Raw genomic sequence first — 11,940 nt, forward strand, 5'->3', positions numbered from 1 at the left:
AAGACTCGCGCCGCCCATCCTCAGGGACCTCACCGAGCTGACGGAGCACCACGACGTGGACGACCAAGCACCCCCGACCGGCGACGACGTCACCGGCTCCGACGCCGACCAGCGCGAGGGCGGTCGCGAACCCCGTCCGGGGGACCTCGACGTCGCCTGGCACCGGGTGCTCGACGAGCTCGAGCCGCACCAGCAGGCCTGGCTCCGGGTCAGTCGACCGGTCCACCTGCACGAGACCACGGCGATCGTCGCGGTGCCCGACGACTTCACGCGCTCCCGCCTCGAGGGCCGCCTGCGCAACCAGCTCGAGACCTCGCTCAGCGACCAGTTCGGCCACGACATCCACATCGCCGTCACCGTCAACCCCGACCTCGGGCACGAGCCCGCGCCGGCGGCCGACGACGGCCCGGCGTCGGTCGAGCCGGAACCGCTGCGCACCGCGCCGGGACGCGGCGACGACGACCGCATGGCCACCGTCACCGACATCCGCGGCACCGACCCCGCCGTCCCGCGCGATCGCACCGACCACCCCGAACAGGCCAAGTCCGCGCTCGAGACCCGGCTCAACCCCAAGTACACGTTCGAGACGTTCGTCATCGGCTCCTCGAACCGCTTCCCCCACGCCGCCGCGGTCGCCGTGGCCGAGGCGCCGGGCAAGGCGTACAACCCGCTGCTCGTCTACGGCGAGTCCGGGCTCGGCAAGACCCACCTCCTGCACGCCATCGGGCACTACGTGCGCAGCCTCTACACCGGGGCGAAGGTGCGCTACGTCTCGAGCGAGGAGTTCACGAACGAGTTCATCAACGCCATCCGTGACGACCGGCTCGACCGGTTCAAGCGCCGCTACCGCGAGGTCGACGTCCTGCTCATCGACGACATCCAGTTCCTCGAGGGCAAGACCCAGACGCAGGAGGAGTTCTTCCACACCTTCAACGCGCTGCACAACGCCAACAAGCAGATCGTGCTGACCTCCGACCGTGCGCCCAAGCGGCTCGAGGCCCTCGAGGACCGCCTGCGCAACCGGTTCGAGTGGGGCCTGATCACCGACGTGCAGCCGCCCGACCTCGAGACCCGCATCGCCATCCTGCGCAAGAAGGCGGCGATGGACCGGCTCACCGCGCCGCCCGACGTGCTCGAGTTCATCGCCTCGAAGATCCAGACCAACATCCGCGAGCTCGAGGGGGCGCTCATCCGCGTCACGGCCTTCGCCAACCTCAACCGCCAGGAGGTCGACATGACCCTGGCCGAGATCGTGCTGAAGGACCTGATCCCCGAGGGCGGCGAGCCGGAGATCACCGCGCCGCTGATCATCGCCCAGACCGCGGCCTACTTCGGACTCAGCATCGAGGAGCTCACCGGGCCCAGCCGCGGGCGCCACCTCGTGATCGCGCGGCAGATCGCGATGTACCTGTGCCGCGAGCTCACCGAGCTCTCGCTGCCCAAGATCGGCGCGCAGTTCGGCAACCGCGACCACACGACCGTGATGTACGCCGAGCGCAAGATCAACCAGCTCCTCGGCGAGCGTCGGGCCGTGTTCAACCAGGTCAGCGAGCTCACCAACCGCGTCAAGATGCAGGCTCGCCAGGCCTGACCGCGCGGTCCCCCGGCCTGTGGACCAGCCCGCCCGTGTGGTTCGAACTACACGGGGAGGATCTGGGGACGAACCTCGCGCCTGCGCGCACAGGCCCGGCGTCGTCCACACCACCGCCCAGTCCGTGACCTGGTCGTCCACACCCCCTGTGCACGTGCGACACGCGACCCGAGCGGCCACGACGCGAGTTCTCCACAGTCTCCACAGCTCCTACGACTCCGACCGAACTCCAGACGATCGATCATCCGTGGAACTCCATCCGGCCCTCCCCCTGTGGACGACCTGCTGCGCGTGGCAGGATGCGAACCCGGCTCGACCGTCTCGGCGGCGCCCGCACCACGCCCGCACCACCCGCTCCTGACTCGAAGGACCTCTTCCGTGAAGTTCCGTGTCGAACGCGACGTCCTCGCCGACGCCGTCGCCTGGGCTGCGCGCAGCCTGCCGGTCCGTCCGAGTGCCCCGGTCCTGGCCGGCCTGCTCATCGACGCCAGCGACGACGGGCTCGTGCTGTCGACCTTCGACTACGAGACCTCCGCCCGCGCCACCCTCGGTGCCGAGGTGCACGACGAGGGTCGAGCGCTCGTCAGCGGCCGCCTGCTGTCCGACATCTGCCGCAGCCTGCCGGCCAAGCCGGTCGACGTCGTCACCGAGGGCGCCCGCGTCTCCCTCACGTGCGGCTCGGCGCGCTTCAGCCTCCAGACCATGCCGGTCGAGGACTACCCGACGATCCCGGACATGCCCACCGCCACCGGCACCGTGCCCAGCGACGTCTTCGCCCACGCCGTGGCCCAGGCCGTCACCGCCGCCGGGCGCGACGACATGCTGCCCGTGCTCACCGGTGTGCGCATCGAGATCGACGGCTCGACGATCTCGCTGCTGGCCACCGACCGCTTCCGGCTCTCCCAGCGCGAGCTCGCCTGGAACCCCCACACCCCCGACGAGTCGCTCGCCGCGCTGGTGCCGGCCCGGGTGCTCGGCGACACCGCCAAGGCGCTGACCTCCGGCAGCGACGTCACCATCGCCCTGTCGGCCGGCGGCAGCGGCGAGGGCATCATCGGCTTCCAGGGCGCCGGCCCCGGCGGCATCCGACGCACCACGACCCGTCTGCTCGACGGCGAGTTCCCCAAGGTCCGCAGCCTCTTCCCGACCGAGCAGCTCACCACGGCCACGGTCGAGAAGGCCGCGCTGGTCGAGTCGGTCAAGCGCGTCGCGCTCGTCGCCGAGCGCAACACCGCCGTCCAGCTCAAGTTCGGGGACGGCGTCCTGACCCTCGACGCGGGCTCGGGCGACGAGGCCCAGGCCTCCGAGTCGATCCCGGCCACGATCGAGGGTGACGACCTCACCACCGGCTTCAACCCGCAGTTCCTGCTCGACGGTCTCCAGGTCATCGACGAGGCCGTCGTCGAGCTGGCGTTCACGCAGGCCTCCAAGCCGGTCGTGATCAGCGGGGTGCCCGACGGCGACGTCGACCCGGGCTTCCGCTACCTGCTCATGCCACGACGCCTGCTGTCGTAGCCCACCCGCACCGACGCCGGACCCGCCCCACCAGGAGGAGCGCATGCACATCGGACTCGTCGGACTCGGCAAGATGGGTGGCAACATGCGCACCCGGATGCGCGAGGCCGGCCTCACGGTCATCGGTTACGACCGCAACCCCGACCTCGCCGACGTCGACAGCCTCGCCGGCCTCGTCGAGGCGCTGCCGTCCGACGGCCCGCGCGTCGTCTGGGTCATGGTGCCCGCCGGGGCGCCCACGAGCGCGACGATCGACGAGCTCGCCGGCCTGCTCGGCGAGGGCGACCTCGTCGTCGACGGCGGCAACTCCAAGTACACCGACGACCAGGCGCACGCCGAGGCGCTGGCCCAGCGTGGCATCGGCTTCGTCGACTGCGGCGTCTCGGGCGGTGTGTGGGGCCTGAAGAACGGCTACGCCCTGATGTGCGGCGGCTCCGACGCCGACGTCGAGAAGGTGCAGCCGGCGTTCGACGCCCTCAAGCCCGCCGACGGCGGCTTCGTGCACGCCGGCAAGAAACCCGGTGCCGGGCACTTCGCGAAGATGGTCCACAACGGCATCGAGTACGCGATGATGCAGTCCTACGCCGAGGGCTGGGAGCTGCTCGAGGCCGTCGACCTGGTCGACAACGTCACCGAGGTGTTCGACTCCTGGCGCACCGGCACCGTCATCCGCTCGTGGCTGCTCGACCTGCTGGTCGCCGCGCTCGAGGACGACGCCCACCTCAACCAGCTGCGCGGCTACGCCGACGACTCCGGCGAGGGTCGCTGGACCGTGCAGGCCGCCATTGACCACGCCGTGCCGATGCACGTCATCGCCGCGTCGCTGTTCGCCCGGTTCACCTCGCGCCAGGACGACAGCCCGGCGATGAAGGCGATCGCCGCGATGCGCAACCAGTTCGGCGGACACGCTGTCCACACGCCGCCCCCGGCCGGCGGCGACGCGTCGTCAGAGAGCTGACCCGAGCCGCACGACGCCGAACACCAGCCAGGCCGCGACGACCGCGAGCGCCCACGTTCGACGCAGGACCCGGTCGACGTCGGGCATCGGACGCCGGGTGACCAGGCCGAGCACCACGGCCGCGACCAACGCGACGGCCGCGGCCATCGCGACGATGCCGAACGGGTGGGCCGAGTAAGCGTCGTCCCAGCGCCCGTGCGCGAGGTAGACCCACGACCTGGTGAGGCCACAGCCCGGGCACGGCAGCCCGGTCAGCCGGCGGAACGGGCAGACGACCGGGCCGTCCTCGATCCCGTCGGGGGAGAGGACGACCGCGGCGCCGAGAGCGAGCACGGCTGCGCCGGCCCCGGCCGTCGCGATCGAGGCGGCGGCCGGGGTGCCGGTGAGGGGCTCAGCGGAGGGGGCGGCCCTGCGCATCGGGCACCTTGCGAAGGATGATGAGGATGAGGTCGACCAGCGCCCAGATGCCGCACCCGCCGCAGGTGAGCAGCTTCGCGACACCGAGACCGGTGTAGCCGAGGTAGAAGCGGTCGACGCCGAAGATGCCGACGAGCCAGGAGATGATGGCCGTGGTGACGAGCTCCTTGTCGGAGTAGAGACCCGGCACCTCCTTGGCCGGGAACCAGTTCTGCGTGGCGTCGGCGCGCACCATCGTGTCGGGCTTGAGCGCGCCGGACGTCGCCATCTGGGCGAGCTGCCCGATCTGGAGCGGCCCGGTCTCCTGGCCCATCTGGGAGATGAAGTAGGCGCCACCCGGGCCGCCGTAGCCACCGGGGCCGCCGTACCCGCCGTAGCCGCCGGGCGCGGGCGGGCCACCGTAGCCGCCGGGCTGGCCGCCGCCGGGTGCTGCGCCGTACGGGTTCTGCGACGGCGGGGGCGGCTGCTGGCCGGAGGGATCGTGTGGGGGCCGCTTGGCAAGCGGGTCTTCGCTCATGGCTGGCAGGATAGGCCCCTCGACACCGCACGCAGCCGCCACGTGGCCGGGCGGTCGGCCCAGACCTGACGAGGATCGGAGACCCGGGGTGCACGTGTCCCACCTGGCGCTGCACAACTTCCGTTCCTACGACCTCGTCGACGTCGAGCTCGGCCCCGGGGTGACGGCGTTCGTCGGTCGCAACGGCCAGGGCAAGACCAACCTCGTCGAGGCGATCGACTACCTCTCCCGCCTCTCCTCGCACCGGGTCGCGAGCGACGCCCCGCTGGTGCGGGCCGGCGCGCCGCAGGCCGTCGTCCGGGCCGCCGTGGTCAAGGACGGCCGCACCGCGGTGCTCGAGGTCGAGATCAATGTCGGCAAGTCGAACAAGGGACGAATCAACAAGTCGACATTGCCGCGCGTGCGCGACCTGGTCGGCCTCGTGCGCACCGTCGTGTTCTCGCCCGAGGACCTCACCCTCGTCAAGGGCGACCCGGGCGACCGGCGGCGCTTCCTCGACGATCTCCTGGTGCTGCGCGCCCCCCGGCTCGCCGGCACGATCGCCGACCTCGAACGGGTGCTCAAGCAGCGCGCGACCCTGCTCAAGACCGCCGGTCACGCGCGCCGCGGGTCGGCGAGCCAGGAGTCGGCCCTGTCGACGCTCGACGTCTGGGACACCCACCTCGCGAGGGTGGGTGCCGAGCTGCTCGTCGAGCGACTCCGCATGGTCGACGACCTGCGGCCCTACGTGGGCGACGCCTACGCCACCGTGGCCCGCGGCGCGGGGCGCACCGACGCCACCATCGACTACAAGCCGTCGTTCGACCTGCCGGCCTCCCGCGAGCACCACGACGTCGTCGAGGCGCTGCTCGCCGAGCTCCAGCGTCGGCGCAACGACGAGCTCGACCGCGGCGTGTGCCTGGTCGGTCCGCATCGTGACGACCTCCTGCTCGCGCTCGGCCGAGCCGACGACCCGACGGGCACCCGGCTGCCGGTCAAGGGCTACGCCTCGCACGGCGAGAGCTGGTCGTTCGCCCTCGCGCTGCGGCTGGCCTCCTACGACCTGCTGCGTGCCGAGGGCGACGACCCGATCCTCATCCTCGACGACGTCTTCGCCGAGCTCGACGCCGAACGACGCGACCAGCTCGCCGAGCTCGTCGCCGCGGCCGAGCAGGTGCTCGTCACGGCCGCCGTCCCCGACGACGTGCCGAAGGCGCTGGCCGGGGCCCGCTTCACGGTCGCCGGAGGCGAGGTGAGCCGTGCCGACGGATGAGACCCCGACCGGTCGGGCCGACGATGCCGACGACGCCGCCATCGCCGACCAGCCGCACCGCGACGACGGGCTCGACCTCGCCCGTCAGGTCACCCAGGCCACCGCCGGCAGCACGCCGGCGATGCGGCGCCGGCTGCGGCGTCGTCCACCGCCGGGTGAGGAGCGCACCGGCGGACGATCCGGCGCCCGCCCCGACGACCGCGACCCGCAGCTGCTCGCGGGCGAGGTCGATCGCATCGTCGGCCGCCACGGGTGGGAGCTGCAGCTGCGCGTGCGCGGGGTCTTCGGCCGCTGGCCCGAGCTGGTCGGCCCCGAGATCGCCGACCACTGCACGCCGGAGTCGTTCGCCGACGGGCGGCTCGTCGTCCGCACGGACTCGACGGCGTGGGCCACCCAGCTCAAGCTGCTCGCACCCCAGGTGCTCAAGCGGCTCAACGCCGACCTCGGCGACGGCACCGTGACGATCATCGAGGTGCTCGGCCCGCACGTGCCGTCGTGGAAGAAGGGCGGCCGGTCGGTCCGCGACGGTCGCGGGCCTCGCGACACCTACGGCTGAGGCTGCCGTCCGGCGTGGCTCAGATCGGACCGCGCCCGGCGCGGATCCGGGCCCAGAGCTCGTCCTGGTTGCGGTACTCCTCCTGGCGTCCGGACTCGGCGAGGTCGTGCTCGCTGGCCAGGGTGGTCATCGCGTCGCGAGCGGCCTGCTCCTGGCCGCGGAGCGCACCTGCGGCGGCGGCCAGCACCTCGCCGACGTCGATGAGGTCGAAGGAGGTCTCGCTGAGCAGTCGCTGGACCCGGCGCACGAAGGTGCCCAGCTCGGGCAGGTAGCCCGACGGGCCGATGCCGATGCTGCCGTCGCGGCCCCACTCACCCTCGCTGTAGTCGTCGAGCGCCGCCGCGGCCCGCGAGAAGTGACCGGCCAGGCCGAGCTTCACGTGCTCGTTGCCCAGCTTCTCGAGGATGTCGGGGTTGACGGCCAGGCCGAAGGTGATGTCGTTCGGGTTGGTCGTGTCGAGGAACTCCTCGACGTCGGAGACTCCGTTGCCTGATCCGTAACCGCCGGCGCCGGTGTCCTTGTCGACCATCTGGAGGTCGAACTCGGCCTTGCTGCCCGCCAGCAGGTCGCTGCCGGCGTTGAGCGCGCTCTTCACGTCGCTCTCGGTGGTGTCGACGTCGGCGTGCAGCTTGGTGAGCCGGTCCTGCACCTGGCTCCAGAGCCCGTCGGTGCTGTCGGCGTCGAAGCCTCCGGTGTCGTTGGTCTCCTTGTCGGAGCTCGACAGCAGCTGCCCCAGCACCCGGAAGACGGTGGAGGCCCCGCTGACGACGGCCTTCTGCGGGCCGGGAACGATGCCGACCACCGAGCCGATGGTGCCGATGACGGTGAGCACGTTGCCCAACGCCTGGAAATCGAGGCGGCCGTCGTTGATCTGCCCGGCGCGCCCGACAGCGTCGTGCATGATGCTCTGGAAGTCGGTGTTGGTCCGCTTCCACATCTCCTGCTCGGCGGCCACGGCCCGCTTGGCGAGCAGCACCGCGAGGAACAGGTTGTGGGCCTTGGTCGGGATCTCGGTGACGTAGTTGTCGTAGAAGGCGCGCACGGTGCTGCCCTCGTAGTTGCTGATCGTCGAGGCGACGGTGTTGAACGTCGTCGACAGCTGCCCCTGAGGGGCCGGCGAGAGCTGGAAGTCGACCATGTCGCCCTCGTTGTCGCCGCCCTGCCCGTTGGGGTTGATGGCCGGGCTGATCGCCAGCTCCTGCATCGCGGTGGTGAGCGCCGTCAGGGCGGGCTCGAAGGACGACGGCGACGGCAGCTCCTGCCACTGGGTCAGGATCGGGTTGTCCATCAGCGGCGTCCACTTGTCGTAGATGTCGCGTTGGGGGTTGAAGTAGTACTCCGGGTTGTCCTCTTGGGGCGGCACGTTGGGGTTGCCGGGCACGATCGGGAAGTCGGGCGTGCCACCCGAGAACGGGCCCGGCGCGTGGTCGGTCTCGGAGTACCCGCCGCCGACCGAACCCGGGTAGTAGTTGGTCCGGTAGTACCCCGAGGGCGCCGTGCTCGGCACGTACTGGGCGTCGCCGTAGCTGATCGGGTAGAAGCCGTACTCGCGCATGTCCGCATCGATCAGCGCGGTCACGAGCTCCGCGATGCGGGCGCGCGGGGAGTCACTGAAGTTGCCGTCGTCGGTCGTCATGGGATCTCTCTCGGGTGCGTCACGTCGTCTGCGGTTCCACGTGCCCGCGACTCGCGTGGGTCAAACCCGCCGACGCGGGTGGGATCAGCTCCGGGCCGGCGGCACCGGGTCGAGGCCCGGCGCCGACCCGCACCGTCGCACCCGTCGGAACGTGAGCCAGCCGCCGCGCACGAACCCGTGTCGCGACACGGCCTGGAGGCCGTAGCGCGAGCACGTCGGCGTCATGTGGCACACCGGTCGGCCGCGGGGGATCGAGACGTGGAGCTGGTAGGAGCGGATGAGTCGAGCGGCCGCGCGTCCGAGCACGCCGGCCGGCGCCTCGACGTACGGATCGACCGCCGAGGCGCGGAAGGCCCCCGGGACGACGTGCAGCAGCACGAGCAGCGGCGAGAGCAGGAACGGGCTGCAGTCGCCGCAGTCACCACAGTCGCCGCAGTCGGCCCAGTCGCGCTTGCGGCGGCGACGTCGTCGGTCTTCTGATCGGCCCATGACTCACATCCTGGCGTGCGAACGGCGTTCGACGCCACGGGCCGGCACCGGGTCGGCACCGGACGACGACCCGCACCGGCGGAGCCGGCGGACGACGAGCAGGCCGCCGGTCCACAGGCCGTGCCGGGACAGGGCCTGGAGACCGTAGCGCGAGCAGGTGGGTGTCATGGTGCAGACGGGTCGGGCGCGGGGGACCGAGACGTGGAGCTGGTAGGAGCGGATGAGTCGAGCGGCGACGCGGGCGAGCCGGCCGGCCGGCGGGTCGACGTAGGGGTCGACGGCCGAGGCCCGGAACGCGCCCGGCACCACCCGGAGCAGCAGCAGGAGCGGGGCGAGGCGCATCAGGTCGCAGCCGCACGAGGGCAGCTCGCACCCGTCGTTGCACCCGAGGTCGCACGAGTCGGTGCAGCCGCCGCTCTCCGCGGCGGCCTCACCGCCGTCGACCCCGTCGGCCTGGCGTCGACGCTGCTCGTCGTCGTCGCCCTCGGCGCTCAGGTTCCGCTGCCACGGCTGGTCGGACGGGCCGGGGTACGGGTAGGACATGCGGGCTCCTCGGGGTCGGAGCGCACATCATGGCCCGCCCGGCGGCCATCCACACCGCGTCGCAGGACGGCGCCGGTGCACGAGGGCCGCACAGGCGCCTGAACCGCCGACGAGCCGTACCGGGGCCACACCCGGACCCTGCCAAGCCCTCCTGGACCGGCCTATGGGGCGCTCACGCTGGTCCGGGCACATCGAACGACCCCCCGGCGGAACGGCGCGCGTGAAATGCGGCCCGTAGAGGGCTATCATGGCCGTCGAGGTCGCAGCCTGCGCGAGGCGCGACCTTCGTCATGTCCGGGGCCCCGAGTCCCGGACCCGTCCGCGAAGAGGTCACGCATGACAGACCAGCCGGTCCCCCAGCCCGACATCCAGCCCGAGGAGACGGCGGCCGCACTGCGGAGCAACACCGTCGAGGGCGACTACGGCGCCGCGTCGATCCAGGTCCTCGAGGGCCTCGAGGCCGTGCGCAAGCGCCCGGGCATGTACATCGGCTCGACCGGTGAGCGCGGTCTGCACCACCTGATCTGGGAGGTCGTCGACAACTCGGTCGACGAGTCCCTGGCCGGCCACTGCGACCGCATCGTGCTCACCCTGCTCGCCGACGGCGGCGTCCGCGTCGAGGACAACGGCCGCGGCATCCCCACCGACACCGCGCCCGGCCAGGACCTGCCCGCCCTCACGCTCGCCCTCACCGTGCTGCACGCCGGTGGCAAGTTCGGCGGCGGCGGCTACAAGGTCTCCGGTGGTCTGCACGGCGTCGGCATCTCGGTCGTCAACGCGCTGTCGAGCCGGGTGATCGCCGAGGTGCGCAACCGCGGGCGCCACTGGCGCCAGGAGTTCGAGGTCGGCGACCCGACGACCGGCCTCGACGAGGTCGGGACCATGGCCGACGGCGAGCGCACCGGCACCACGATCACGTTCTACCCCTCGCCCACGATCTTCGAGACCACGACCTTCAACCTCGAGACCATCACGACGCGCATCCGCGAGATGGCCTTCCTCAACAAGGGCCTCGAGATCGTCGTGCGCGACGAGCGGGTCGGCGCCGACGCCGTGGCCGAGGCCGTCTCCGACGACACCGTCGACAACGACCTCGACTCCGCCGGCCACGACGCGATCGTCGCCGGCGCCGGGGGCGGCACCGAGCAGGTCTTCAAGTACGACCGGGGCCTCGTCGACTACGTCGAGCACCTCAACCGCGCCAAGCAGCCGGCCAACCCGACGGTCATCAGCTTCGAGGCCGAGACGCCGGAGTCGGCCGAGTCGCACATGAGCCTCGAGATCGCGATGCAGTGGAACACGACCTACTCCGAGTCGGTGCACACCTTCGCCAACACGATCAACACCCACGAGGGAGGCACGCACGAGGAGGGCTTCCGGGCGGCGCTCACCTCGCTGATCAACAACGCCGGCTTCGACTGGGGCCTGATGAAGAAGCAGGAGGACCGCGTCTCCGGCGACGACATCCGCGAGGGCCTCACCGCGATCATCTCGATCAAGCTCGGCGAGCCGCAGTTCGAGGGCCAGACGAAGACCAAGCTCGGCAACACCGAGGCCAAGGGCTTCACCCAGCGCATCGTCAACGACCAGCTGAAGATGTGGCTCGAGCAGAACCCCGCCGAGGGCAAGGACATCGTCCGCAAGGCCCAGGCCGCGGCCCAGGCCCGCCAGGCCGCGAAGAAGGCGCGTGAGCTCGCCCGGTCGCGCAAGGGCCTGCTCGGCGGCGGCGGCCTGCCCGGCAAGCTGTCCGACTGCCAGTCGAACCGGCCCGAGGAGTGCGAGGTCTTCATCGTCGAGGGCGACTCGGCCGGCGGCTCGGCCCGGCAGGGCCGCGACCCGCGCATCCAGGCGATCCTGCCGATCCGCGGCAAGATCCTCAACGTCGAGAAGGCGCGCATCGACAAGGTCCTCGGCAACACCGAGGTCCAGTCGATCATCTCCGCGCTCGGCACCGGCATCCAGGACGAGTACAACGTCGAGAAGCTGCGCTACCACAAGGTCGTGCTGATGGCCGACGCCGACGTCGACGGCCACCACATCAACACCCTGCTGCTCACGCTGCTGTTCCGCTTCATGCGCCCGCTCATCGAGGGCGGCTACGTCTACATGGCCCAGCCGCCGCTCTACCGGCTGCGCTGGAACAAGCCGCACGAGCACGAGTTCGTCTACTCCGACGCCGAGCGCGACGCGCTCCTCGCGGCCGGCCAGCAGAGCGGCAAGAAGCTGCCGAAGGAGAACCCGGTCCAGCGCTACAAGGGTCTCGGCGAGATGAACGCCAAGGAGCTGTGGGAGACCACGATGGACCCCGACCACCGGCTGATGCTCCAGGTGACGCTCGACGACGCCGCTCACGCCGACGAGATCTTCTCGATCCTCATGGGCGAGGACGTCGAGCAGCGGCGCTCGTTCATCCAGCGCAACGCCAAGGACGTCAGGTTCTTGGACATCTAGCCGCGCGCGGCTGAC

Annotated in this window: 11 protein-coding genes; 6 read left to right on the plus strand and 5 right to left on the minus strand. The window is 71.3% G+C overall.

The features are described from left to right. The first annotated feature begins 55 nt into the window (after positions 1 to 55). From dnaA to gnd, 3 genes are all read left to right on the plus strand, one after another. Positions 56 to 1,591, plus strand: a complete 1,536-nt coding sequence (gene dnaA / locus ABFT23_RS02605; protein ID WP_457622872.1) for a chromosomal replication initiator protein DnaA — start codon at positions 56 to 58, stop codon at positions 1,589 to 1,591. 378 nt (positions 1,592 to 1,969) lie between these two features. Then, positions 1,970 to 3,106 carry a DNA polymerase III subunit beta gene (dnaN, locus tag ABFT23_RS02610; protein ID WP_347892361.1) on the plus strand — a complete coding sequence of 379 codons (1,137 nt, stop codon included), beginning with the start codon at positions 1,970 to 1,972 and terminating at the stop codon, positions 3,104 to 3,106. A gap of 43 nt (positions 3,107 to 3,149) precedes the next feature. Continuing rightward, positions 3,150 to 4,064 carry a phosphogluconate dehydrogenase (NAD(+)-dependent, decarboxylating) gene (gene gnd / locus ABFT23_RS02615; protein WP_347892363.1) on the plus strand — a complete coding sequence of 305 codons (915 nt, stop codon included), beginning with the start codon at positions 3,150 to 3,152 and terminating at the stop codon, positions 4,062 to 4,064. Here gnd and ABFT23_RS02620 read toward each other — a convergent pair. Together ABFT23_RS02620 and ABFT23_RS02625 are read right to left on the minus strand one after the other, a co-directional pair. Next, positions 4,053 to 4,481, minus strand: a complete 429-nt coding sequence (locus ABFT23_RS02620; RefSeq protein ID WP_347892365.1) for a DUF2752 domain-containing protein — start codon at positions 4,479 to 4,481, stop codon at positions 4,053 to 4,055. The genes gnd and ABFT23_RS02620 overlap by 12 nt on opposite strands. Next, positions 4,456 to 4,998 carry an NINE protein gene (locus tag ABFT23_RS02625; RefSeq protein WP_347892366.1) on the minus strand — a complete coding sequence of 181 codons (543 nt, stop codon included), beginning with the start codon at positions 4,996 to 4,998 and terminating at the stop codon, positions 4,456 to 4,458. Before ABFT23_RS02625 ends, ABFT23_RS02620 begins: the two co-directional genes overlap by 26 nt. An 88-nt stretch (positions 4,999 to 5,086) precedes the next feature. Between ABFT23_RS02625 and recF the strand changes: the two genes are divergently transcribed. Beyond that, on the plus strand, positions 5,087 to 6,250 hold the full coding sequence (gene recF, locus ABFT23_RS02630; protein ID WP_347892367.1) for a DNA replication/repair protein RecF: 1,164 nt from the start codon (positions 5,087 to 5,089) through the stop codon (positions 6,248 to 6,250). Continuing rightward, positions 6,237 to 6,806: a DUF721 domain-containing protein gene (locus ABFT23_RS02635; RefSeq protein WP_347892368.1), complete on the plus strand. Its 570-nt coding sequence runs from the start codon at positions 6,237 to 6,239 to the stop codon at positions 6,804 to 6,806. Before recF ends, ABFT23_RS02635 begins: the two co-directional genes overlap by 14 nt. Before the next feature lie 19 nt (positions 6,807 to 6,825). On the opposite strand, the gene ABFT23_RS02640 is transcribed toward ABFT23_RS02635, so the two are convergent. The 3 genes from ABFT23_RS02640 to yidD (ABFT23_RS02650) form a co-directional block, all read right to left on the minus strand. Further along, a complete protein-coding gene (locus ABFT23_RS02640; RefSeq protein ID WP_347892370.1) occupies positions 6,826 to 8,442 on the minus strand; it encodes a hypothetical protein in 1,617 nt (538 codons plus the stop codon). A gap of 84 nt (positions 8,443 to 8,526) precedes the next feature. Continuing rightward, positions 8,527 to 8,931 carry a membrane protein insertion efficiency factor YidD gene (gene yidD, locus ABFT23_RS02645; protein ID WP_347892372.1) on the minus strand — a complete coding sequence of 135 codons (405 nt, stop codon included), beginning with the start codon at positions 8,929 to 8,931 and terminating at the stop codon, positions 8,527 to 8,529. A 3-nt stretch (positions 8,932 to 8,934) separates the two neighbouring features. Beyond that, positions 8,935 to 9,474, minus strand: a complete 540-nt coding sequence (gene yidD, locus ABFT23_RS02650; protein ID WP_347892374.1) for a membrane protein insertion efficiency factor YidD — start codon at positions 9,472 to 9,474, stop codon at positions 8,935 to 8,937. Between the two features lie 336 nt (positions 9,475 to 9,810). On the opposite strand from yidD (ABFT23_RS02650), the gene gyrB reads away from it, so the two are divergent. After that, positions 9,811 to 11,925, plus strand: a complete 2,115-nt coding sequence (gene gyrB, locus ABFT23_RS02655) for a DNA topoisomerase (ATP-hydrolyzing) subunit B (protein WP_347892376.1) — start codon at positions 9,811 to 9,813, stop codon at positions 11,923 to 11,925. The last annotated feature ends 15 nt before the right edge of the window (positions 11,926 to 11,940 follow it).

Source organism: Nocardioides secundeburneus (genome assembly GCF_039939255.1).
GTDB lineage: Bacteria > Actinomycetota > Actinomycetes > Propionibacteriales > Nocardioidaceae > Nocardioides.